The organism is Candidatus Saccharimonas sp. (assembly GCA_015256915.3).
In the GTDB taxonomy this organism is placed as follows: Bacteria; Patescibacteriota; Saccharimonadia; order Saccharimonadales; family Saccharimonadaceae; genus Nanogingivalis.
In genome coordinates, this window is sequence record CP076101.2 from 315384 (window position 1) to 338092 (window position 22709).

General features: G+C 35.5%; 24 protein-coding genes and 3 pseudogenes. 3 read left to right on the forward strand and 24 right to left on the reverse strand.

The annotated features are described in order from the left end of the window. Positions 1-17: 17 nt before the first annotated feature. From rplP to HXL38_001735, 18 genes and pseudogenes are all read right to left on the reverse strand, one after another. Positions 18-390, reverse strand: a pseudogene (gene rplP, locus HXL38_001650) (50S ribosomal protein L16). Between the two features lie 47 nt (positions 391-437). Next, positions 438-1019, reverse strand: a pseudogene (rpsC, locus tag HXL38_001655) (30S ribosomal protein S3). A 270-nt stretch (positions 1020-1289) separates the two neighbouring features. Then, positions 1290-1433 carry an uL22 family ribosomal protein gene (locus tag HXL38_03250; protein ID QXT26510.1) on the reverse strand — a complete coding sequence of 48 codons (144 nt, stop codon included), beginning with the start codon at positions 1431-1433 and terminating at the stop codon, positions 1290-1292. After that, positions 1433-1696 (reverse strand): ribosomal protein S19 family protein, encoded by a 264-nt coding sequence (locus HXL38_001665; GenBank protein QWB91259.2) that lies wholly within the window; start codon positions 1694-1696, stop codon positions 1433-1435. The genes HXL38_03250 and HXL38_001665 overlap by 1 nt, the downstream gene beginning before the upstream one ends. Before the next feature lie 32 nt (positions 1697-1728). Next, a pseudogene (gene rplB, locus HXL38_001670) lies at positions 1729-2545 on the reverse strand (50S ribosomal protein L2). Next, positions 2545-2880 (reverse strand): 50S ribosomal protein L23, encoded by a 336-nt coding sequence (gene rplW, locus HXL38_001675; GenBank protein QWB90689.1) that lies wholly within the window; start codon positions 2878-2880, stop codon positions 2545-2547. Before rplW ends, rplB begins: the two are co-directional and overlap by 1 nt. Next, positions 2880-3467 (reverse strand): 50S ribosomal protein L4, encoded by a 588-nt coding sequence (rplD, locus tag HXL38_001680; protein ID QWB90690.2) that lies wholly within the window; start codon positions 3465-3467, stop codon positions 2880-2882. Before rplD ends, rplW begins: the two co-directional genes overlap by 1 nt. Then, a complete protein-coding gene (gene rplC, locus HXL38_001685; GenBank protein QWB91279.2) occupies positions 3467-4081 on the reverse strand; it encodes a 50S ribosomal protein L3 in 615 nt (204 codons plus the stop codon). Before rplC ends, rplD begins: the two co-directional genes overlap by 1 nt. Positions 4082-4272: 191 nt before the next feature. Next, positions 4273-5325, reverse strand: coding sequence for a HAMP domain-containing histidine kinase (locus HXL38_001690; GenBank protein ID QWB90691.1), 1053 nt, complete (start codon positions 5323-5325; stop codon positions 4273-4275). Continuing rightward, positions 5318-5989, reverse strand: a complete 672-nt coding sequence (locus tag HXL38_001695) for a response regulator transcription factor (protein QWB90692.1) — start codon at positions 5987-5989, stop codon at positions 5318-5320. Before HXL38_001695 ends, HXL38_001690 begins: the two co-directional genes overlap by 8 nt. Before the next feature lie 97 nt (positions 5990-6086). After that, on the reverse strand, positions 6087-6404 hold the full coding sequence (locus tag HXL38_001700) for a hypothetical protein (GenBank protein ID QWB90693.1): 318 nt from the start codon (positions 6402-6404) through the stop codon (positions 6087-6089). A 116-nt stretch (positions 6405-6520) separates the two neighbouring features. Continuing rightward, positions 6521-7762 carry an ABC transporter permease gene (locus HXL38_001705; protein ID QWB90694.1) on the reverse strand — a complete coding sequence of 414 codons (1242 nt, stop codon included), beginning with the start codon at positions 7760-7762 and terminating at the stop codon, positions 6521-6523. After that, positions 7755-8678 (reverse strand): ATP-binding cassette domain-containing protein, encoded by a 924-nt coding sequence (locus tag HXL38_001710; protein ID QWB90695.1) that lies wholly within the window; start codon positions 8676-8678, stop codon positions 7755-7757. Before HXL38_001710 ends, HXL38_001705 begins: the two co-directional genes overlap by 8 nt. A gap of 101 nt (positions 8679-8779) precedes the next feature. Next, complete coding sequence (gene rplO, locus HXL38_001715) at positions 8780-9244, reverse strand: 50S ribosomal protein L15 (protein QWB90696.1); 465 nt, start codon at positions 9242-9244, stop codon at positions 8780-8782. Further along, positions 9244-9828 (reverse strand): 30S ribosomal protein S5, encoded by a 585-nt coding sequence (rpsE, locus tag HXL38_001720; GenBank protein ID QWB90697.2) that lies wholly within the window; start codon positions 9826-9828, stop codon positions 9244-9246. Before rpsE ends, rplO begins: the two co-directional genes overlap by 1 nt. A 2-nt stretch (positions 9829-9830) precedes the next feature. After that, the gene (gene rplR / locus HXL38_001725) at positions 9831-10187 is read right to left on the reverse strand and encodes a 50S ribosomal protein L18 (protein QWB90698.1); all 357 of its coding nucleotides are present in this window, start codon (positions 10185-10187) and stop codon (positions 9831-9833) included. Next, positions 10187-10723, reverse strand: coding sequence for a 50S ribosomal protein L6 (gene rplF, locus HXL38_001730; GenBank protein ID QWB91280.1), 537 nt, complete (start codon positions 10721-10723; stop codon positions 10187-10189). The genes rplR and rplF overlap by 1 nt, the downstream gene beginning before the upstream one ends. Positions 10724-10946: 223 nt before the next feature. Beyond that, complete coding sequence (locus HXL38_001735) at positions 10947-12704, reverse strand: glycerophosphodiester phosphodiesterase (protein QWB90699.1); 1758 nt, start codon at positions 12702-12704, stop codon at positions 10947-10949. Positions 12705-12823: 119 nt separating this feature from the next. Between HXL38_001735 and HXL38_001740 the strand changes: the two genes are divergently transcribed. Together HXL38_001740 and HXL38_001745 are read left to right on the forward strand one after the other, a co-directional pair. After that, complete coding sequence (locus HXL38_001740) at positions 12824-13522, forward strand: hypothetical protein (protein ID QWB90700.1); 699 nt, start codon at positions 12824-12826, stop codon at positions 13520-13522. A gap of 60 nt (positions 13523-13582) precedes the next feature. Then, on the forward strand, positions 13583-15913 hold the full coding sequence (locus tag HXL38_001745; protein ID QWB90701.1) for an HAD-IC family P-type ATPase: 2331 nt from the start codon (positions 13583-13585) through the stop codon (positions 15911-15913). Between the two features lie 111 nt (positions 15914-16024). Here HXL38_001745 and HXL38_001750 read toward each other — a convergent pair whose 3' ends face one another. The 6 genes from HXL38_001750 to HXL38_001775 all read right to left on the reverse strand — a co-directional run bounded on the left by HXL38_001750 (position 16025) and on the right by HXL38_001775 (position 21283). After that, entirely contained in the window at positions 16025-16693 is a 669-nt protein-coding gene (locus tag HXL38_001750) for a tetratricopeptide repeat protein (protein QWB90702.1), read from the reverse strand. A gap of 41 nt (positions 16694-16734) precedes the next feature. Continuing rightward, positions 16735-17526: a hypothetical protein gene (locus tag HXL38_001755; protein ID QWB90703.1), complete on the reverse strand. Its 792-nt coding sequence runs from the start codon at positions 17524-17526 to the stop codon at positions 16735-16737. A 2-nt stretch (positions 17527-17528) separates the two neighbouring features. Then, positions 17529-18710: an RluA family pseudouridine synthase gene (locus HXL38_001760; GenBank protein QWB90704.1), complete on the reverse strand. Its 1182-nt coding sequence runs from the start codon at positions 18708-18710 to the stop codon at positions 17529-17531. Then, complete coding sequence (gene trpS / locus HXL38_001765; protein ID QWB90705.1) at positions 18697-19737, reverse strand: tryptophan--tRNA ligase; 1041 nt, start codon at positions 19735-19737, stop codon at positions 18697-18699. Before trpS ends, HXL38_001760 begins: the two co-directional genes overlap by 14 nt. After that, positions 19730-20545: an alpha/beta hydrolase gene (locus HXL38_001770; GenBank protein QWB90706.1), complete on the reverse strand. Its 816-nt coding sequence runs from the start codon at positions 20543-20545 to the stop codon at positions 19730-19732. The genes trpS and HXL38_001770 overlap by 8 nt, the downstream gene beginning before the upstream one ends. A 147-nt stretch (positions 20546-20692) precedes the next feature. Further along, positions 20693-21283 carry an LPXTG cell wall anchor domain-containing protein gene (locus HXL38_001775; GenBank protein QWB90707.1) on the reverse strand — a complete coding sequence of 197 codons (591 nt, stop codon included), beginning with the start codon at positions 21281-21283 and terminating at the stop codon, positions 20693-20695. A gap of 283 nt (positions 21284-21566) precedes the next feature. Between HXL38_001775 and queA the strand changes: the two genes are divergently transcribed. Beyond that, positions 21567-22700: a tRNA preQ1(34) S-adenosylmethionine ribosyltransferase-isomerase QueA gene (gene queA / locus HXL38_001780; protein ID QWB90708.1), complete on the forward strand. Its 1134-nt coding sequence runs from the start codon at positions 21567-21569 to the stop codon at positions 22698-22700. Positions 22701-22709: the final 9 nt, after the last annotated feature.

The following is a 22709-nucleotide window of genomic DNA, read 5'->3' on the forward strand; positions in this document are numbered from 1 at the left end:
CTTTACGAATTTAACTTTTACTGAAGTTTGTGGCCAGCAAGCCGCATAGCTTCATGCAACCTTCTGAAACACCGTTCATTTCGAACATAACTGTTCCAGCTTACGCTTTAGCCACAAAGAATTCTGGATTTCCCTTACCGCTACCCATTTTCACATCTTGTGGTTTCGAGTAACTGGTGTATGAGGGAATATTCGAATCAAACGACCACCACGTTTAATATAACGAGTCATCGCTGTTCGGGCTGATTCGATTTGTCGCGAGTTGATTCGCTCGTTCTCAAGGCTAGCCAATCCATAGTCACCGAAGGCAACAGTGTTTCCACGAGTTGCTCGGCCTGGGTTTTTACCTTTTCGAACTTTTCGGTGAGCGGTTTTCTTTGGTAATAAAATAGCCATTACTTGTCGTTCGCACCACCTTTATTAATCCAAACTTTTTGTCAATCATTCCAGCAGGAGTTTGTGAACGTGCTCCGTGGTAGTTGATATCTGCGAATTGTATGAAGAGGAACAGATCCTTCAGAGAATTTCTCGCGGCGGCTCATTTCAGCTCCACCCAATCGTCCAGCAACCTCGATACGAACACCTTTCGCACCGGCTTGCATTGTATTTTGCAATGCCATTTTACTGGCTCGGCGGAAGTTAATTCGTCGCTCAATTGTCTAGCAATATTTTCAGCAACCAATTTAGCCGAAAGCTCCGGTCGACGAGCTTCTTCAATATTGATTCGAACTGGTAAACTCACCATTTTTTCAAGTTGAGTCTTAAGTTCTTGAACACCAGCACCACCACGACCAATTACAACGCCAGCTTTTGCTGTATGAATTGAAACAGTGATAAGGTTTCCTGTTCGTTCAATTTCGATTCGGTCAATTGTTGGTCACCGAATCTCGATAGTTTTCGAATTTTTGTCGTCTTCAATTAAGAATTTCGCAAAATCTTTTTTCTGGGCAAAACCATCGTGAATCCCAGTTTTTATGAGCTTGCAAACGGAAGCTAATCGGATTAACTTTTTGACCCATTATTTGCTCTGCTTTCTCTGCTTTCGCGATAGTTTTCTTAACCTCAGCTTTTTTAGCTGGAGCTTTCTTCTCTTTAACAACGCCAGAAACTTCGACCAAAATGTTTGAAGTTTTTTCTGGAAAGGAAGTGCCATTCCTCGCATATGAGGTTTAAATCGCTTCAATCGTGATCAGCAGTAACCGACAAAGTTGTGATTACAAGAGTTTTTGGATCGGCGTTATCGTTATTTTTAGCATTAGCTGCAGCTGATTGGATAGCTTTTTTAACAGCTAAACACTTCGACGTGGAGTGTGATCAAGAATTACTAATGCATCAGCAGCAGTTCGACCACGAACAAGACTTGCCGGTGAGAAACTTTTTCGTGGAGTCTGACCAATACCTTTAATGTAGGCACGAGTTGTTACATTAGCCATTATTTCTTATCCTTTCCGCCGTGTTTTCGATTTATACGTGTTGGCGCAAATTCATAAGTTTGTGTCCAACCATATTCTCTGAAATATATACGGAATATGTAAACGTCGTTGTGAACAGCGATAGTTCGACCAACCATTTCTGGTGTAATTGTACTTGAGCGAGCCCAGGTTTTAATCACTGTTCGGTCATCTGCTCCAAGAGCCGCTACCTTTTTAGCAAGCTTGAAGTCGATAAACGGACCTTTTTTCAATGAACGACTCATTTATTTTCTCTCTTGGCTTCATTGACGACTCTTCACGATAAATTTATTAGTACTCTTGCGTCGGCGAGTTTGTAGCCGAGAGTTGGTTGACCCCAAGGTGTGCGTGGAGTTGAGCGACCAATTCCGTGTCGTCCACCGTCACCACCGTGTGGGTGATCTACAGCATTCATAACAACACCACGAACTGTTGGGCGAATACCTCTACGGCGATTTCGGCTGGCAGGAACCAATTTTTACGTTCTGATGTTGAATATTTCCAACCGTTCAAGCGTAGCTTCAGCTTCTAAGCGGAATTTTCGAACTTCACCTGAAGGTAATTTTACCTGAGCATAGTCACTTTCTTTCGCCATTAACTGAGCTTTAGCACCAGCTGAACGAACCATTTGCGCACCTTTTCCTGGTGTGATTCGATTGCGTAAATCAATGAACCAACAGGAATTTCTGAAAGTGGCATTCGGTTTGAAGCTTCAATTTCAATATCTTTTTTACCAGTTTCGGAAAACTTTACCTTGGAACATTGAAGTGTCCAGCCAAAACTGTAGTAAAATTTACCATTTTGATCTTGAACTCGAAACTTGATTCGTGCACTTCGGTTTGGATCATATTCGATTTCTCGAACTGTTAAAGTCATTTACTGTTGGCAATTTGTGATTAAAAGATTCGGTAATGTCGCTTAACACCACCACCTCGGTGTCGAACTGTAATTCGACCAGAGTTGTTGCGTCCAGCATTTTGCTTTTTCGCTTTAAGAAGACTTTTTAGCGGTTTTCGAGTTGTGATTTCGCTATAGTCTTCAGTCGTCATACCGCGTCGAGCAGGAGTCGTAGGGTTATATTTTTTAATAGCCATTACTTCTTCTCCTCAGCAGTTTCAGCTTCAGCACCTTCGAAGATTGCAATCTTATCGCCTTCTTTTACGGTTACATAAGCTTTCTTAATATCTTTTTGAGTTGTTGAACCTGCAACATATCGTTTTGGATTTCGAGATTTGTTGATTCGTTTAGTTTTACCAGCCTGAACAACAGTTCGAACGCCAGTTACAGTTACTTCAAACTCTTTTTCAATCGCTTCTTTGATTTGGTTCTTATTCAAAGTTAGCGGTACATTAAATACGTAAACATTTTTTGCTGTAGAAAGAGCATAAGCTTTCTCAGTTGCACGTGGAGTAATAGGTTTAATTGCCATTATTTTTCTCCTCCTAGCCAGCTTTCAATTGCTTCAATTGCTTTTGGCGCAATAACAATGTGATCAGCGTTCAAAATGTCGAACACATTTAGATACATTGGCGAAACAAGTAGAGCTTCACTGATATTATTGGTTGCACGGATAAGTTCATCTGTTTTTTCAGCAACAATAAGAACTCGTCGATTCAATTTATTCTCTTTCAAGAATTTTGCAACTTCAGCAGTTTTACCAGTTGTTTTGATTTCTGCAACAAGAACTTTATCAGCTTGAACTGTCAAAGCTTGTCGAAGAGCAACTCGTTTTGAAGTTTTCGAAATCTTTTTAGTGTAGTTTTCGTTACCGCGTGGTCCAAAAACAATACCACCACCTCGCCAGATTGGGTTTCGAATTGATCCAAATCGTGCGCGACCAGTTCCTTTTTGTCGCCATGGCTTTTTACCACCACCACGAACTTCACCGCGTTGTTTTGTTGTAGCACTTGCCAAGCGGTTGTTAGCAAGATAAGCGTCATAGGCAAGCTTTAATAGTTCATGATTTCGAACTTCAACTGCAAAAACGCTTTTTGGAAGAGTTGTTTTTTCAGCCATTATGCTTTACCTCCAATGCTGATAAGACCCTTCTTTGGTCCTGGTACAGCACCTTTTAGCCCAATTAAGTTATTTTCTGCATCGATGTAAGCAACTGTTAGATTTTTAACAGTAACTTTGTCGTGACCCATTCGTCCAGGCATTCTTTTACCTTTGAAGACTTTTTGTGGATACATTGAGCCGATTGACCCAACACGACGCACGTTTCCGTTTCCACCGTGCGAACTCTTGCTTGTGTTAAAGTTATGTCGCTTAACTGTTCCAGCAAAACCTTTACCTTTGCTTGTTCCAGTTACATCAACAATGTCGCCAAGCTCGAAAGCTTCGACATTAATTTTAGCGCCAACTTTTATATCCGCAGGAATTTCGTCAACGCGGAACTCACGAAGATGCTTCGGAGTTACCTCTGCTGGTTTTACATGTCCAGCCACGGCCTTGCTCAGGTTCTTACCCTCACCAAATGCCACTTGAACTGCGTTGTAGCCGTCTGTTTCAACGGTTTTAACCTGAGTCACAGTTACAGGGCCGGCTTGAACGAGCGTGATTGGTGTAACAACGCCGTCTTCACCGATGATTTGGGTCATACCAATTTTGGTACCGAGAAGTGTTTTCATTTCACTTATGCTCCCAATTAATTTAATATTAGTTAAACTTTCCACGATTAAAGCTTGGCATTCGCGTGGTTTCGAAAGCGGGTTTTCCCTGTTACGACCCTCGCATGGCCAAGTTTTATATTTACGTAAATAAAGTTCACCAATTATTCTAGCACAAATATCTTTAAAAATCAAGAGTTTTAATCAAAAAACTATCTTGAAAATCGCATTAAAACCGAAAATGTAGTTTTGAATTTTTTAGTTTTCGGAATTCTCTCATTTTTGGCTAAAATTACACTGTGCGTTTCTTCCGCCAGCTTTTTTGCAATTGCAAGCCCTAAACCATAGCCTTCCGTGTGATTATTACAACTTCTAACTTTATCACATCTATAAAATCGATCAAAAAACTTATTTAATTCATCTTGCGGAATTTCATTCGAAAAATTTGAGACAGATAAAACAGCTTGTCGATTTTGCCTAAAAATCTTCACTTCAATCGGCTCTTTCGAAACATTATATTTCAGCGCATTATCAATCAGAATCATAGCAATTTCATCAATTGCCGTTTCGTTATTTTGAACAATAAATTCCTTGCCATCTTCGAACTTAATTTTCTTTTCCGCATCTGGAAATTTTGAAATTCTAGCCTTAATAGTTTCGTTCAAATTCACAGCTGAAAGTGGAATTTCTTCATTAATTTTCGAAAGACTGAGCAGCATTTTCACCATCGCAGTTAAGCTTTTTGCTTCTTCTAAATTGCTCTCCAGAACTTCACGAAGTTCATCTTTTGAAGCTGTTTTATCTTTTAGAATTATTTCAGTTTCAAGCTGGATTGCTGCAAGTGGCGTTCGAATTTCGTGGCTCGCATTTGAAACAAATTCAGACTGTAATTTGTGAGCTTTTTCAAGAGGTTCTAAAGCACGGCGCGCCAGCCAAAAACTACCAATACCGCCAGCCAATAAAATTAAAAAATCTAAGATTAGAATTGATTCAGTAATCTGTTCGCTAGCTCGTTTGTTCCTTGCTGTAATGATTTTTTCACGAAGCTCATCTGTTCCATAGCTATTTTTGTCTTTCGAAAAACTTGTTTCAATGAGTGGTGTGGAAATTTCCATAGTATTTGTATTGATCGAATAAAAAATTACAATATTAAAAATTCCAACAATCGTTAGCAAAATCAAAAAATATAGCATCGAAAGGCTAAAATGAGTACTTTTAAAAATATCGCCACCGAATTTAAATAATCTCCGTTCTTTATTACTCATCAATTTTATACCCTATTCCTCGAACGGTTTTAATTAGTTTTTTCTCAAAAGGCTTATCAACTTTTTCGCGCAAATAACTGATATAAACTTCAATATTATTCGGCAAAATATCTGCATCATAATCCCAAACATGCGCAATAATTTGCTCTTTCGAAACTGGCCGGCCAGTATTTCGTACTAAATATTCAAGAAGTGAAAATTCTTTATTGGTAAGTTCGATTTTTTGATTATTTCGAAGAACTTCGTGCGCGTTCAAATCTAATGATAGATCTGCGATTTTTAGAATAGTTTCAGCTTGGGTTTGCGGCCTTCGAAGCAACGCTCGAACACGCGCTAAAAGCTCATCTAGAGAGAAAGGTTTCGTTAAATAATCATCTGCACCACTATCTAAACCCTCGGTTTTATCTTTAATTTCACCCAATGCTGTTAAAAGTAAAATTGGTACTCTTTTACCTTCTTCGCGGAGCTTTTTAGTTAAGCTCAAACCATCATAATCTCCCGGAATCATTCGATCAAGAATAAGTAAATCATAATCAATCATTTCCGCCATCGCGTAAGCATCAGTTCCATCGTGCGAAATATCCACGGCGTATTTTTCGTTTTTCAAAGCTCGCCCAAGCGCTCGAGCAATTTTTCGTTCATCTTCAACAATCAAAATTCTCATATTTTTATTTTATCACGCTTTACTTAAAAAATCCTGAAAATTTATTTTTTTCAAAAAAAGAAAAGCCTCAAAATGAGGCTTAAAGCAAGAAATTGTTTTAACGAGAAATAAACTTACGGTGAGCTTTTCTCTTATTGTACTCTATTAATTTTTTGATCTTATCCTCAAAAAGTCTAACATCATAAATAAGATCATCAAATACATTTTCTGAAAAGACATCATCCTCACTCATATAAATGACTCCAATTATTTTAGGATATTCATTGAGGGATATGTAACCTTCTAAAAAATTATATTCCATAGAATATCTGTGACCAATAAAAAATATCGAAGAGTTTTCATCATAAGCACGTTGAACCTTATCTTTGAAAATTTCTTCAAATATATTTATCAAAACATCCTCGCTGAATCTCATAATGTTCCACCTCCAGAAAAATTGACTTTGAAAGTCTTTTAAATTATACAACTTTTTATAATAAAAGTCAAGAGCCGTCCTTTTCGAACAGCTCTTGTTAGTTTTTTTAAGCTAATTTAAGCAATTTTCTTTTTTGAAAAAATACTTTTAAGATTTACTTTTGAACCATAAGAGATTGTTCCAAAGCGGAAAATTCGCACAGCAAGCCACACGGCAAAAATCGCAAAAATGACAAGAAGCGAAATTCCAATAAGGGCTTCTGCTAAGCTCAAAGTTCCCAGCATATTTCGAAGAAGCAAAGAAATTGGTGAAGTCAGCGGGAAATAGCTTAAGAAGACAGTTAAAGCGCTTGGCTCACTCGAAAGGAATGAAGGAAGCACGAAAAGGGGCATCATTAGTGGCATAATAATTGCTGCAAAATAATTTGAAGCCTCTTGTGCAGTTGGCATCGCCGAACCAAGCGCAACAATAAACCCTGTTGTCATCATAAATCCAGCAATTAAAATTACAGCAGAAATTGCAATTGTACCAAAATCCCATTTAATAGCCGAGATAATTGGCATAAAATCTGGTAAATTTAAATCTTTTGCAAGCGTTCCAATACTTGAAATTATTATAAGCCCAATGACAATTGGTAGAATTATTGTTAAAATTTGAACGAGTCCTAAAACCATAATTGAAATAATTTTTCCCAAAATTAAAGTTTTAGCTGAAATGCTGGTTAAAATCATCTCTGTAACGCGGTTTTCTTTTTCTTCAGTTGTGCTCGTAAGCATTCGGTTTGAAAGAAAAACAGTAATAAAATAGAATATTGCTAAGAAAATTCCCGGTACAATCATTTCTGGGAATTGGTTATACTTTTCACCATTTTTGAAAAATGTTTGCTCAGTTTTATAAGTTTCATTAATCAACGCTAACTGATTTTTATTCGTAGCTTGGACGCCAGAATTCTTCAAAATAGTTTTTAAAACCGCTGAATATTTGCCGTTTTCATTGATATTAGTATTTTTTCCATAAATTTCAACCTTTTCACTGGTTAAATCTTTTGGTATAAAATAAAATGCACTAATTTTTCCATTTTTTACGGCTTCGATCGCTTTTTGCTTATCATTCGAAAAACTGCCTTTTAATTGTAAAACAAGCTCTTTAGAAATTAAGCCACTTTCATCTTGAACCTGGAAAGAAAAACTCTCTTTTGCTAATTTTTCTTGATTCTCCTTTGCTTGTGAGCCTGAAATTGCGCCAAACATAAACATTACACCATAAATTACAGGAATTGCAAAAATTGCAATCCAAAAAGTTGGCTTTTTCAGTGCACGGAAGATTTCGAACCTTAAAACTGTTCCTAGATTATACATTTTTTACCTCATTTTCCACTTCGTTTTCTTCGCCATAAATATTCAAAAAAATCTCATTTAAAGTTGATTTTTGAACCTTAAAGTTTATAATTTGCAGATTTTTCGAAACCAATTCTTTCAGAATTTCTTGTGAATCGGCTTTTAATGAGAGTTCGGCATAGTTTGCTTCTTTTTTTATAATCTCAAATTTATCGCTCTTTGGCAACTCTCCCACAAATTCAAGAATAATTCGTTGTTCGCCAAATTTATTTCGAATTTCATCAACCGTTCCATAAGCTTCCATTTTACCATTTTTTAAAAGTAATGCACGGTTACAAATTTTCTCAACTTCTTCCATTTGGTGAGTTACCATCATAATTGTGGCGCCACGAGCATTTTCTTCCTCGATAATATCCATAAGAAGTTGGCGATTAACAGGATCGAAACCTTTTGTTGGCTCGTCCAAAATAAGTATTTCGGGTTTACCCATAATGGTAATTCCTAACTGGATTTTTTGCTGCTGGCCACCTGAAAGCTTATCGATATTTAAGTTCGCCTTATCTTCCAAGCCAACACGCTTCAAATATTTTTTTGAGAACTCTTGAGCTTCTTTTTTTGAAAGACCTTTAAGTCGCCCAAAATATTGCATCACATCAATAACTTTTTCTTTTTTATAAAGACCGCGCTCCTCTGGTAAATATCCAATTGCGCCAACTCTTTCGGGAGAAAATTCTTCACCATTAATTAAAAGTTCGCCCGAATCTGCCTGATAAATTCCTAGCAAAGCTCGAATTGTTGTTGTTTTTCCGCTTCCGTTTGATCCTAAAAAACCAAAAATTTCGCCCTTTTTAACATTAAAACTTAGTCCGCGAATAATTTCTTTATTACCAAACGACAGCTTAAAGTTCTTTATTGAAATTATATCTTTATCTGTCATATATATAGTTTAGCACAAAAATCAAAAAAAACCAGTTTTAAATATTTTTATCTAAAACTAAAACAGCTCGTTTTGAGCTGTTTTAAATACTTCCAGAAGAATTATTTTTCTTCTTTTGCAGATTTCTTCAAAGGTGTTGCAACTTTTTCGAATTTTCCGCCAGCCTTTTCGATAGCTTCAATGGCAGATTTCGAAGCAGCTTGAACTTTTAAAGTAACTTTTTCGTTCAATTCACCTCGTGAGATAACCTTAACTTTATGGAAAGGTGTTGAAATGTAACCTTCTTCAAAAAGTCGGAAGTTATCAACTTCACCAGCCAAATCGTTCAAGTGGTCAAGATACACAACTTGAGCTGGTTTTCGCAAAGATTTGAATCCTCGAGCTTTTGGAGTCGCTTGAACAAGTGGATTTTGACCACCTTGGAAAGTTGCACGAAGTTTCTTTCCTGTTCGAGCTCCTTGACCTTTAGTACCACGACCAGCAGTTTTACCACGACCGGCTGAGATACCGCGACCAACACGAATTTTATCTTTATTTGCAGAAACTTGGAGTTCATTGTATTTCATTACTTAGTCTCCTTTTTAGCTTTTGGTGCATTTAACCACTGTTCTTTAGGAACAAGGCTCTTCAAAGCATCTATAGTTGCGTAAGCAATATTAACTTTATTTGTTGAGCCAAGTGATTTCGAAAGCATGTTTCGGATTCCTGTTACACCAATAATTTGTCGAACAACACCACCAGCGATAATACCAGTACCAGGAGCTGCAGGTTTCAAAAGAACGTGAGCACCAGTTACTTTTTTCTCAGCTTCGTGTGGAATTGTATCGCCTTCAAGCGCGATTTCAATCATATTTTTCTTTGCAACATTTGTTGCTTTAGCGATAGCTGCAGTAACATCTTGACCTTTAGCTACACCAACGCCAACTTTGTTTTTGCGGTCACCTACAACAACAAGGGCTTTAAAGCGGAAGCGTCGTCCACCTTTAACGACACGAGAAACGCGGTCAATGTTAATTACTAATTCTTCGAATTGTTTTTCTTCGCGTTCTTGGCGTCGATTAGTATTTCGGCGGTCATTTTTTCGACCATTTCGACCGTTGTTTCGGTCGTTATTTCGGCGTGGAGCCTGAGTTTTTTGAGCTTCAGCCATATTTAGAACTCCAATCCTTCCTTACGAGCAGCATCTGCCAATGCGTGCAAACGACCCGCATATTGACGACCATTTCGGTCAAATACTACTGTATTAATTTTAGCTTTTTTAGCTTTTTTGGCAATTTCTGCACCAATTTTAGCAGCAAGTTCAGTTTTTGTTCCTTTAGCTTTTGAACCAACAGTTGTTGCTGAAACAAGAGTTTTTTGCGCAACATCGTCAATAATTTGAGCTGAAACATGCAAATTACTAATAGTTACAGTTAATCGTGGGCGTTCAGCAGTTCCTGAAATTTTTGCTCGAACGCGACCTTTTCGCAAAGCTAAGTTTTGCTTCTTAAGTGCTAATGCTTTAGACATTATTTACCTGCCTTTCCCGCTTTTCGCAAGATAACTTCATCAACATATTTGATACCTTTACCTTTATACGGTTCAGGTTTTTTCAATGCGCGGATTTCTGCCGCAGCTTGACCAACAGCTTGTTTGTCGATTCCTGCAACTGTAATAACCATTTTATCGTTAGAAAGAGTGATTCCTTCTTTTGCTTTATAAATTACAGGGTGTGAGAAACCGAGTTGCATTTCAAGCTCTTGTGGATTGTTAGTTTGAACACGGAAACCAACTCCGTTAACTTCTAATTTCTTTTCGAAGCCTTTTGTTACGCCAACTACAGCGTTATTCAAAAGAGCTCGTTGCAAGCCGTGTTGTGCTCGCGCTACTCGTTCGTCATTTTTTCGAACAACCTTCAAAGTTGTGCCGTCAAGTTCGACAGTTACATCTGACAAATGAGGCACAGTTAGTTCGCCTTTAGCGCCTTTAACTGAAATCTCGTTCTCGTCAATCGTGATTGTCACACCAGCCGGAACCTCAATAGGTAGTTTTCCGATTCGACTCATTGAACTTTTCCTTTCATTTAAAGAGTGTTTGTTTGCTTCGTGCTGGTCATCTCTTTCGAAATGAGGCGCAAAATCTCCCAAATTTCACTCGCATTTAATATTAACCTTGTAATTTTATCATAATTATTATTATTTTTCAAGCTTTTTCAGCCTTTTTGTTTAAAATATATTTCAAAATAAGTTTTTCATAAAATTTATATTGGCTTAAATAATAAAATAATAGTTACATTTTAAGCTTTAAAATTCGTATAAAAGTTTTAAAAATTGATTCTTTCGAACGGTCTTCTTTCTCAATTTCGTTAATCATTTCAAGCTCATCAGAAATTATTCCATCGATTGGCTCCTGTAGATATTTTGAAATTTCACTTCTAGTATTTAATGTCCAAACAAAAATTTTTCGGTGTTTTTTATGAGCTTTTAAAGCCAAATACCGCCGATAGGAGAAATCTTCAATTACATAAAAATCAATTTTAGAATCATCAAAATCCCCAAATTGCAAAGGAATCACAAAACCAGTTTCAATTTCTGGTGCGATTTTTTCAATTTTTCGCATTAAATTCAAATCAAGCGACATTGTTTTAAATTTTCGCTCCACGCCAAGTTTTCGAAATTTATTCACGAACATTTCAGCAAAATTTTCTGGTTCATCACCACTAGGTTTTAATTCAACCAAAAGCTTAATTTTTAATTTTTCTGCTTGTTTTACATATTCCTCAAAAGTTGGAATTCTACTTTCGAAACCATTTTCAGAAATAGTTAATTTTCTAATTTCATTCAAATTCAAATCTCGAACGCGTGCGTCTCGACCTGTTAATCGACGCAAATTATAGTCATGAACAACCACAAAATGATCATCTCGCGTTAACTGAATGTCCATTTCCACATAATCTGCACCTTTTTTCTTGGCCGATTCAAGCGCCTCAAGCGAATTTTCAACCCCGCCATGAACATCACCACGATGCGCAATTTTAAGAATTTTCGTATCAATTTTACTATAATAAATCTGAATTCCATTAATTGCTGTTGAACCAACCAAAAATAAAATCATCAAAAGCATAAGAATACTTGATCGTTTTCTTTTTTCTTTTTTGCTTTCAATAGTTTTCGATTTTTGAGGTTCAATATTATCTAGCAAAATAATTACAATTGAAATTTTCGTAAAAACCGAAAAAGCAAAAAATACCACATCAAACATTGTTTGAAGAATTGTCTTCGAAAGTAAAAATCCCATAAAAGGTTTAAAAATTCCCAAAATCCCAGCAACAATAAGCATAAGCAGCAATCCTGCAAACATAAAGATAATTTCGAAAATGCCAATTGGAATTAAAATTTGTGGCATCTTCTTTTTAGTGGCCTTCCAGCTTTCTTTAATACTTTTCGAAAGCGGCTCATCTTTCAAAATTGTACGTGGTAAAGTAAAAATTAAGCGATAATTTATATAAAAAATTGTGAAAATTAAAACAAAATATAGCAAAGTTCCTGTTAGTGTTTTAGAAATTTCACCCGTAATAAATGCAGGAATTCGAAGTCGTTCAGTGATTGTACTCGAAAGCCCAAGATTTTCAAGAGGCACCATCGAAATAAAATAAATTATAAAAAAGAAGACTTGAAAACCTATTAAACCTTTTAATTTCATGAAAGATTTTGCTAAAGTGGTTTTTATCGAAAAAGCTGAGCCTTCTCTTCTGGAATTGATAAAATTGATTAAAATAAAAAACTCCGCAAAGGTTAAAAATGCAACTAACAAAATATAAATTACACATAAAAACAAGCTCAACGGATTTGAAAAAATCAAATAAAAGTTGTCTTTGGTTATATTTTCTTGGTTCGAAAACAATAAAATTAGTTTAAAAACCCAAAAAAGTAAATTCACCCCAATCACCGACATCGCAAAATGCAAAACTGAAGCGCCAATCAAAAGACCATATTTATTTTTATAGAAAAAATCCCAAGATTGTTTGAAGTTTTTTAGTAGTCTCATAATATTTATTTTCAAATTTTACCATATTTTATGATAAAAATAAAGCTTATTCTTGTCTCTAGCTTCTAAAAATGTTACAATATTATTATATTTAGTCCATATCGGAGGTACATTTTTTTATGCTTAAATTATTTAAGACTAATAATATCGAAGTTCTATATGATTCTAAGAGCGACGAGCTCAAAAAGAAAATCGTAGAACAAATCATGAATTTGCAAATTCTCACACGTGGGTCATATTCGCAAGAAGAATTTGATAGTAAGAAAGAGTGGTTTTTTATTCGAAAGAACAACGAAGTGACCACAGCGGTTGGGTTTAAATTTCTTAAAGAAATTCAAGCTGATAAAAAATCTATAAATGTTTACGCATTATCTGATTTCGTGAATGCTGCCACTACTGCACCTAAAGCTAACAGCAATGAATTAACCGAGTTATTTTCAGAAGTTGTTAAATACGCTAAAAATAATTCGAAAATTGATTATTTAGTTTGTGCAATTCCACAAAAAATAAATGCTAGACCACTTGCAAGGGCTGGATTTAATGCTAAACTTTTTAAAAATAGTCATTTTTATTCTTCGGGCCTTATAAATGAATTGTCAAACCATATCATTCTCAATTCAGAAGAAAAACTTTCTAAAAGCGAAATCCTTACCAAGATCCGCTCAGAAGAGCAATCTCGCAGGATGCTCTTCAAGAAAACGCCAAAATCTTTAGCTAGAGAACTTCGAATCATTCATGAAAATAGGAAATTTATTGAAAAACATAAAGACCTGCATGCATACTATGGCTTAATCGCCGGTCTTAATGTTAAAAAATAATTTTCATACCCCTCATTTTGAGGGTTTTTTCTTGTTTAAAAAACTGATATAATATAAACTATGAAACACATTCAAACAATCATTTTTCGAAACTTTATTTCCCCAATTTCAATTGCAATTTTTATTCTTGCGGGCGGGCTTTTGCTTGTTGGCGAGGTTCGTGATGCATGGTTTATTTCTTTTGTAATTTTAGTAAATTCCTTTATTGGCACAATTCAGGAGGTTCGTGCATATTTAACCCTTCGAAAAATTGAATTAATGAGTGCACCCAGAGCAATGGTTTTTCGTGATGGAAAGCTTGAAGAAATTTTATTCACCGAACTTCAAGATGGCGACAAGATTTTTCTAAAAACTGGCGACGAAATTCCAGCAGATGCAAAAATCACAAAGTCGAACTCTTTTGAAGTTAACGAATCAATTCTGACAGGAGAAAGCGATGCGATTTCGAAAAATGTTGGCGATAAAATTCTTTCGAGTTCAATCGTAGTTTCGGGTGAAGCTGAAGCTGAGGTTTTAGCTGTTGGTGAAAATACCGAAGCCGGTCAAATGGCGGCAAAACTCAAAAACTACAAACCAAAACTCACACCAATTCAACAAAAAATTTCGAAATTAATTTCAAGATTAAGCTGGTTTGCGCTCGCTCTAGCTATAGTGATTTGCGTGGTTTATTTCTTTATTTTTAAAGAAGATCCAACTACGATTTTAAAAACTATAACTTCCGCTGCGGTTGTTGTTGTTCCTGAAGGTCTGTTGCTTGCGAGCTCGCTATTCTTCGCTTACGGTTCATTAAAATTACTCCAAGCTAAAGTTCTGCCACAAAAAATTTCTGCAATCGAAGATATGGCTCTATTGGAGGTTCTTGCAACAGATAAAACCGGAACATTAACCTCCCCTGAAATTGAGTTTAATTCTTGCGAAGTTATCAATAAAAACTTTTCGAAAGAAGAAATTGCTCAAATTCTAAATACTTTAAACTCGGAATCTGCTGAGAAAAATGCCACAGCTCAAGCTATTTTAAATGAATTTAAAGATAGTAAAAATCTTAAAATTATAGACTATATGGCTTTTTCGAGTTCGCGAAAACTATCTGGAATGACTTTTCTTAACAATAGCAAAGAAGAATCTATCGTTTTCGGTGCTCCTGAATTTATTCTAAAAAACCTTTCAAAAGATAGTAAATCTGAAAGTATTTCGAAAAAAATCGACAATTTAGCGTCTCAGGGCTTGCGAGTTTTACTTCTAGCAAAATTTCAAAAATCTGGCAAAATTTCAAAACTTCTCGAAAGCGAAAAACTTGAGCCAATTGCAATAATTACACTTAAAAATACCCTGAGACCAAATGTTCAAGAAACCGTTAGTTTTTTGCAAAATCGTGGCGTTTCAATTCGTGTAATTTCCGGAGATAATCCACGAACTGTGAGTTTTATTGCTCTTGAGGCCGGAATTAAAAATGCTGAAAAATACATAACTGGCGCAGAACTTGCTAATCTTTCGAAAAAAGACTTCGAAAAGTCTGTTCTTGAAAATACAATTTTTGCACGAGTCTTGCCTGAACAAAAAGAGAAAATTATTGGTGTTTTTCAGAAAAACAAACTATATACAGGAATGATTGGCGATGGTGTAAATGACGCTCTTGCGATTAAAAAATCAGATTTGGGAATTTCTATGTTTGATGGCGCTCCTGCAACTCGCCGTGTGGCAGATTTAGTTTTAATGGATAATTCTTTCACTTCTCTACCAAGTGGCGTGAAGGTTGGGAATAGAATTATGCTTTCGATTGAGATGATTGCGATTTTGTTCTTCCATAAAATTATTCTTGGTGTAACAATTCTTTTTGCAACAATGCTTGCCGGCGTCAATTACCCATTCCTACCACGTCATATTACTTATATGAACTTTATTTTAGTGACAATGCCAACAGTTTTGACCACACTTTTTCCACCAATACCTAAAGCTAAAATTAACCCTAAGAACTTCTGGCGGGACACACTTTATTCAATTGCACCAGTAGCAATTTTAAGTGGTTTAGCAATTTCATTTATTTATATTAGTTTATATTTTAAAGTTGATGGCAGTCTCGCAAGTAAGCACATAATGCATGGAATTTTAGCAACCGTTGTAATTGTAACCGCTTGGTTCGGTGTTTTTGCAACAATCTTGAGCGAAATATTCCTTGGCTCAAAGCCCTCAAAAAATAACAAAATTCGTAGAACAATATATATTATTGGAACTTTAATTTTCACTGGTGTAATTTTTAGCGCTCCGATCTTACGTGAATTTTTCGAATTTAACTTGCCAAACATTAGTCAATTCTGGTTTATTTGCTCAGTGATTATTCTTGTTTCAGTTATCCAGTTATTTATTGCTTCAAGCAGATCTAAAAATAAATAGTCTCTCGGGAGGCTATTTTTATTATTTCGAAAAGCCAGCTATCACTAGTTCTTAGATTTTAAACAACTCTCTTTAGGAAGTAAAAATAAAATCAGGTCATTAAGCCTGATTTTACATTGCAATTTTTTTGGTTGAAATTGATTCATTAGAGATTCGGTTTTGTTTTATAACCCTTCTGTTATCTTTTAACAACTCCAATCTATCTTTAATTTCTTTTGCTTTTTCTATATTTTCAACTTTAAGATAGAGCGCACCGAGAGTTCGTAAAGTTTGAGGTCTTTCGTCAAGTTCTATAGCCTTTTCTAGTGCTGAAATCGCCAATTTATCTTTTCCCATTTTTTCAAGAGCTCGGGCGTAAGCAATATATCGAGTCGGCACAGAATCTTCAATTTCTATAGCTTGTTCAAATGCTAGGGCAGCTTTTTGATAATTCTCGGTTTCAAGATAGATTAAGCCAACGTTATGAAGACTCGATGCGCTACTTTCTAAGCTTTGAGCAATTTCGAAACATTCAATAGCATCGTCAAACTTCTTTTGGCCCGCATATATTATCCCTAAACGGTTATATGCCGTAGCATTTCTTTCATCAAATCGCAAAATTGTTAATAAAACTTTCTCTGCTCGCAAATATTTTTTATCAATAATTGCCTCTTGCGCTACACGCCACAGCTTATCAATTTTATTCGCAAAATTATCTGGTAGGGCATTTTTTGTTAATTTTTCAGGATTTTTTAGAAAAACATAAGCACTAAGAACAATAATTAAAATCAAAACTAACATACCAATATATTATAGCATAGAAATCAGCATTTTAGCAAATTTTAGCCAATAATTAAATCAAGCAGAACCAACTTGATATTTCCATTTTTAGAGATCCTATCATAAGCTCTAAGAATTTTCTTTGCCGTTGTTGCTCCTTTTTTTGGATTTTGAGCAAAAGTTTGGTCAACCATTTTAAGCAAAATTTCTAAAAACTTTAGAATATCATTTCTTTCCAGTTTTAAATCTTTTACAATTAATATTTTTTCAAATTTCGAACCCAAAAACCACCTTTTTGCAAATTCAGCAATCTCCATCTGTTCATTAAAATATTTTTTACTGTTCAAAAGTTTATCAATTTCACCAGGTAAACCATTCGCCATAAATAGAATTTTTTTCTTATCATCTTCACTCAATTTTGATTTTTGCAGCATCTTAATCGAATCAATTTCCGATATTGGCGGAATTCGTAAAATCTGCGCTCGTGAAAGTATAGTCTTTTCGAAGGCATTCTTATTTTCAGTCAAAAGCACAAAAGATGTATTAGCATTTGGTTCTTCAAAAAGCTTCAAGAATTTATTTTGCGCAGATTCATTCATTTTTTCAGCATTCATCAATACGAAACAACGTTTTTTTACACTTTTTACATTTGCTTTTTGCTGTAAAAATTCAATATCTTCAACATTGATAATTTCAGTTTTTTGCGCACCGTGAATAGTTGGCCTGAATTCAATTATTTGAATATCTTTCAAAAATTTTAACTTTTTTAGAGCAAATTCAAAACCGAACCCACGAGGGATTTCCACAATCGTTGCATGCGAATTTAAAATTATATTTTCAAAGAAATCTTTCATTTTTATAACTCAAAATTTTCAGGAGTTTCTGCTTCGAAAATCATTCTTTGCGATTCTTTTTCACCCTTTTTTGGTGGAATTGTAATCTCTAAACTTTGCGCATGCAAAAACATCCTATCTTCACTTTCAGATTTCGAAATATTTTTATCATAAACTCTATCGCCTAAAATTGGATGGTTTAGATAGCTTAAATGAACACGCAATTGATGTGTTCGACCAGTTTTTGGCATAAGTTTTACTAACGAAAAATTTTCATTTTCCTTAAGAATTTCATATTTAGTTTGGGCTGGCTTTCCTTTTGCATGAATCATGAAAGTGCTCGGAGCTGAGCCGTTTCTCGCAATAGGTAGATCAATTAAGGCTTTTTTTGGATTCAAAACACCTTTAACGATTGCCACATAGGTTTTTTTCGCAGTCCGTTCTGAAAATTGCTTTTGCAGCTTTTTAGCAGCTTCATCATTTTTTGCGCCAATTATTACACCGGAAGTCTCACGGTCAAGCCTATGAATAATCCCAACACGATTTGTCCCTTTACCAAATTTTGCGCCACGACTTTCAAAAAAATCCGCAACAGTAAATTCATCATTCAAAGCACCTTTGCTATGCGTTAGAATTCCACGAGGCTTATTTATTACAATAACATTTTCATCTTCAAAAAGTATTGGAAAGTTGATTTTTTCAGCAGTTTTTTCTGGAATTTCGAGCTTAATCTTATCACCTTTTTCAATTGCATCTTTTGGTTTTTTCGCGATTCTTCCATTTACTTTTACAAAGCCATTTTTAATATATTTTTGAATTGTTGCTCGCGAAAATTCTGGGTAATTTTCAGTCAAATAAATATCGAGTCTTGTTTTTGAAGCAATATTTCGAAAGAGATAGATATCTTTACCTTCAAACGGTAAAGCAAAGCTCATCATTGAATCAAGTGGATTCTTAATTAATTCACCTTCAATATCACCAAAATGCTTTCGAAGAAGATCTTGAATATAGAATTCATCATCTTCAGCCATTCCATCAACCACGATAAAAAACTTATGTTTGTTAAATTTAAAAGTGAAAATTTCTGAAAATTCATCGGCGGTAATCTTTTTTAGCTCTTCAACATCTCGCGGAACATTTTCTTCACCTGCAACTTGAAACTTTCGCAAAATTTTTAAAATATCACCAGAATTAAACTTTGCCATTTTTATCTCCAAAATAATCAATCTTCATTGCTTGTTTAACTTCTTTAAGGGTTTGCGCTGCGATTTTTTCAGCCTTTAAGCTTCCTTTTCTAAGAATTTCATAAATTATTTCAGGATTTTTTTCTAGCTCAGCTCGTTTTTCACGAATAGGCTTCAAAACTTTATCCATCTCTTCGATCAAGTATTTTTTAACCGCAACATCACCCAAGCCACCTTTTTGGTAGTGAGCTTTCATTTCAGCAACTTTCTCTTTATCTTCAGCAAAAATATCAAGATACGCAAAAACTACGTTTCCTTCAATCTTTCCAGGATCTTCAACCCGAATATGCTCAGGGTCGGTATACATTTTCATCACCTTCGCACGCATTTCTTCAAAAGAATCTGCCAGATAAATACCGTTGTTTAAGCTTTTGCTCATTTTAGCTTCCATTCCATTAATTCCCGGCAAGCGTCGTTCAATACCTTCTTTAGAAAGAATAACCTCCGGCTCAACAAGCGTATCTGTTTCATATGTTTGATTGAATGATCGAGAAATTTCGCGAGTCAGTTCAATCATTGGCATCTGGTCTTCACCAACTGGTACATGAGTTGCTTTAAAAGCCGTAATATCCGCCGCCTGCGAAATTGGGTAAAATACAAAACCGCTCGGTACGCCTTCACCGAAGTTTTTTTGCTTGATTTCAGTTTTAACGGTCGGGTTCCGCTCAAGGCGAGAAATCGAAACTAGGTTCGCATAATACATCGCAAGTTCTGGTAGTTGTGAGATTTGACTTTGCACAAAAATTGTAGTTTTCGAAGGGTCGATTCCTGCTGCTAAATAATCTAAAGCAACCTGCAAAACATTATTTCGAACTTTTTCAGGATTTTTTGCATTATCAGTTAAAGCTTGCGTGTCGGCAATCATAATAAAAGTTTCATATTCGCCCGAATTCTGCAATTCCACGCGCTTTTTTAGTGAGCCAACATAATGACCAATATGCAATTTCCCAGTTGGTCGGTCGCCCGTTAAAATAACTTTTTTATTCATATTTCTCCTTTAAAATCTTATCAATACCTTTCGAAACCTGCTCAATCATTGACCTCGTCGGGTCGTGAGCACTCAAAACTCTTGAAGTTGTGATATTTTTATTGATCCTACCAAGTTTTCGAATATTTCGCCCAATCACAACAGGGTCAAAAACTCCATAAATAATTTTAGTTGGCGTTTTAGTTTTTGAAAGTACCGCGAAAGTATCTTGTTCAATTATTGCTTCTTTTAAAGATCTTCGAATCGGCCTAAATTGTTCTTGAGATTCAAATTTATCAACATCAACCGCACCAGTATCAATAACTGCATTCACGAATTTAATTGATTTTTCGGGCTTCTTAACGATTTTTTCATAACCTTTTTTTAAAATAGATTCCTGGATTGTGCCGCGCGCTTCTTCTGGTGAATAAATTGGCGGTGAAAGTAGAAAAATTCCATCTACTACATTCGAATACTTTTTCGAAAATTCTGCCGCTACCAAAGATCCCATTGAATGCCCAACTAGGAAGAGCGGTTTTTTATATTTTTTCATTAGAAAAGTCATCCTTCGAATAGCTCTTGCTTGGACTCCAAGCTGTTGGGCGCCTGGCCATTTTGGTTTAGGAGATTCTCCGTGCCCAATTAGGTCAACCGCATAAATATCAAGTTCGCCCTCAATTTCACTTTCGGCTTTTTGCCACATTCCAGCATCACTCGCAATTCCATGAATAAAAATCACCACAGCTTTTGGGTTTTGAGACTTTCGCATTTTTGTAATATTTAATCTATATGGAATGCGTAAAGTTTTATGCAAAAATGAATCTAACATTAAAAATAGTATACCATAAAATACACAAAAAATAAAGCTAAGCTATTTTTATAATAAATGCTAATTTAGTCCTACATATATAAATATTAAATAATTTAAAAGCCCCTCTAATGAGGGGGCTTATTTTAGTTGATAGACTGAGTTATTTTAAGACTTTTTTCGAAGCACAAACCACGCCAGAGTAGCTGTTAGCAACCCTAGCAAGGTTATGCCAGCTGAATCTTTTTCACCAGTTTCTGGCAATTGAGGTTTATCAGGTTTAGCTGGATCTTTTTGATCTTTAGTTGGATCTGGCGTTGGCGCTGGATTTGGATCTGGCGTTGGCGCTGGAGTTGGATCTGGCGTTGGCGCTGGAGTTTCTTTCTTCTTGTATTTTAGGTACATCTCAACGTACCCGTCTGATGCACCATAGAAATACGTGTTAGCTATCTCATGCGTCATGAGATAGCCCGGCATCCAATCAGGATGGGTGACTATTTCATATCCATCAATATCTTTATAAATATTGATGCTTTCACCAGGGTTTATAACCCCAGTTTTAGGCGGTGCAATTTCTTGCCCCCCTCCAATATGATACCTAATACGGTATTTCAATGGCTGTAGTGTTCCCATCTCTTCTGCTTTTACAATAGTAGCACCAAAAATAGGTGTATCAGTTAAAGCTGGAACAGTAACACCGAGAATAGCGACAGAGAGTAACGAAATACCAAGTTTGGTCCATTTATTAGTTTTCTTCATATTTTTTTCCTCCTTAGGAATTTTTATTTTTGCCTTTTAGACATTATGCAACAAAAAGGCTTCCATCAAGACCACAAAAAGGAAAAATATGAGTAACCAAAACTCATTCTTCAACTTTTAATGTTCTTGATAGAAGCCTTACTATTTAGTTTTAAGCTATCTATCAACTGAGTAGTAGTTTATCATATTTTTATATATTTGTCAATAGTTTTTAGTAATTTTATAAAAATCACAATCTATCTCTTTTATTGAAAGCTATTTCGAAAAGTGATAAAATATAAAAATGGAACTAAAAGATTACACTTATAAATTACCTGAAAATAAAATCGCAGCACATCCGCCAAAAGTTCGTGGCAGTTCGAGATTACTAGCTTTAGATCGAAAAAGTGGTAAAATTACTGATAGCTTTTATAAAAATATTGTGGATTTCTTTGAGAGTGGCGATTTGCTCATCTTGAATGATACGAAAGTTATTAAAGCACGGCTTTTCGCCACAAAAGAGAGTGGAGCTGAGCGCGAATTAGTTGTTTTAGAGCGACACAGTTTTGATAGCGATTGGCACAAACATAAAGTTATGTATCGTGGAAAAATCAAATCTGGTGACAAGCTTTTTGTAAAAGATTCTTCATTAAAAGATCTCGCCAAAAATAATTTCGAAAAAGCAGAAATTAAAGTTGAAGAAATTCTTGGCGACGGACTCGCGATTGTGAGCTCAAAAATTGATCTTCGTGATCTTTGCGAAAACTTTGGTACAGTTCCTCTTCCGCCATATATGAGAAGAAACGCTACACCACTTGATATCGAGCGCTATCAAACTGTTTTTGCGGAAGAAAAAGGATCGGTTGCAGCACCAACCGCCAGCCTAAATATGACTGATGAAATTTTGAACTCATTAAGAGAAAAAGGCGTAGAAATTGCATACTTAACACTTCATGTTGGGCTTGGAACTTTTATGCCAATTCGGGTTGAAAAAATTGAAGAACACCGAATGCATCAGGAATACTTTGAAATTCCAGTAAAAACTGTTGCAAAAATTCAAAAAACCGCACAAAATGGCGGTAGAGTATTCGCACTCGGCACAACAGTCGCTAGAACACTCGAATATGCCCATAATGCAATTTTCGAAAAAAACCTAAACGGAAATTCTGGTAATCGTGAAGATTTAAGCAAGATTTCGAAATCTCAAAATGGTGATTTATCCGGTGAAGCAGATATTTTTATTTTTCCAGGATATGAGTTTAAAACAATTCAAGGTTTAATCACGAATTTCCACGCGCCAAAATCAACAGTTTTAATGCTTGCAAGTGCTTTTGCCAGCTGGGAAAATCTTAAAAATGCCTACAATCACGCAATTCAAAATGGTGAATATAAATTTCTATCATATGGCGATTCAATGATCATCTACCAAAATAAATAGAGCGACTTA

Coding starts and splice junctions, on each gene's coding strand:
- HXL38_03250 (QXT26510.1), bottom strand. CDS start 1,433: ATGGCTAATGTAACAACTCGTGCCTACATTAAAGGTATTGGTCAGACT.
- HXL38_001665 (QWB91259.2), bottom strand. CDS start 1,696: ATGAGTCGTTCATTGAAAAAAGGTCCGTTTATCGACTTCAAGCTTGCT.
- rplW (QWB90689.1), bottom strand. CDS start 2,880: ATGGCAATTAAACCTATTACTCCACGTGCAACTGAGAAAGCTTATGCT.
- rplD (QWB90690.2), bottom strand. CDS start 3,467: ATGGCTGAAAAAACAACTCTTCCAAAAAGCGTTTTTGCAGTTGAAGTT.
- rplC (QWB91279.2), bottom strand. CDS start 4,081: ATGAAAACACTTCTCGGTACCAAAATTGGTATGACCCAAATCATCGGT.
- HXL38_001690 (QWB90691.1), bottom strand. CDS start 5,325: ATGAGTAATAAAGAACGGAGATTATTTAAATTCGGTGGCGATATTTTT.
- HXL38_001695 (QWB90692.1), bottom strand. CDS start 5,989: ATGAGAATTTTGATTGTTGAAGATGAACGAAAAATTGCTCGAGCGCTT.
- HXL38_001700 (QWB90693.1), bottom strand. CDS start 6,404: ATGAGATTCAGCGAGGATGTTTTGATAAATATATTTGAAGAAATTTTC.
- HXL38_001705 (QWB90694.1), bottom strand. CDS start 7,762: ATGTATAATCTAGGAACAGTTTTAAGGTTCGAAATCTTCCGTGCACTG.
- HXL38_001710 (QWB90695.1), bottom strand. CDS start 8,678: ATGACAGATAAAGATATAATTTCAATAAAGAACTTTAAGCTGTCGTTT.
- rplO (QWB90696.1), bottom strand. CDS start 9,244: ATGAAATACAATGAACTCCAAGTTTCTGCAAATAAAGATAAAATTCGT.
- rpsE (QWB90697.2), bottom strand. CDS start 9,828: ATGGCTGAAGCTCAAAAAACTCAGGCTCCACGCCGAAATAACGACCGA.
- rplR (QWB90698.1), bottom strand. CDS start 10,187: ATGTCTAAAGCATTAGCACTTAAGAAGCAAAACTTAGCTTTGCGAAAA.
- rplF (QWB91280.1), bottom strand. CDS start 10,723: ATGAGTCGAATCGGAAAACTACCTATTGAGGTTCCGGCTGGTGTGACA.
- HXL38_001735 (QWB90699.1), bottom strand. CDS start 12,704: ATGAGACTACTAAAAAACTTCAAACAATCTTGGGATTTTTTCTATAAA.
- HXL38_001740 (QWB90700.1), top strand. CDS start 12,824: ATGCTTAAATTATTTAAGACTAATAATATCGAAGTTCTATATGATTCT.
- HXL38_001745 (QWB90701.1), top strand. CDS start 13,583: ATGAAACACATTCAAACAATCATTTTTCGAAACTTTATTTCCCCAATT.
- HXL38_001750 (QWB90702.1), bottom strand. CDS start 16,693: ATGTTAGTTTTGATTTTAATTATTGTTCTTAGTGCTTATGTTTTTCTA.
- HXL38_001755 (QWB90703.1), bottom strand. CDS start 17,526: ATGAAAGATTTCTTTGAAAATATAATTTTAAATTCGCATGCAACGATT.
- HXL38_001760 (QWB90704.1), bottom strand. CDS start 18,710: ATGGCAAAGTTTAATTCTGGTGATATTTTAAAAATTTTGCGAAAGTTT.
- trpS (QWB90705.1), bottom strand. CDS start 19,737: ATGAATAAAAAAGTTATTTTAACGGGCGACCGACCAACTGGGAAATTG.
- HXL38_001770 (QWB90706.1), bottom strand. CDS start 20,545: ATGTTAGATTCATTTTTGCATAAAACTTTACGCATTCCATATAGATTA.
- HXL38_001775 (QWB90707.1), bottom strand. CDS start 21,283: ATGAAGAAAACTAATAAATGGACCAAACTTGGTATTTCGTTACTCTCT.
- queA (QWB90708.1), top strand. CDS start 21,567: ATGGAACTAAAAGATTACACTTATAAATTACCTGAAAATAAAATCGCA.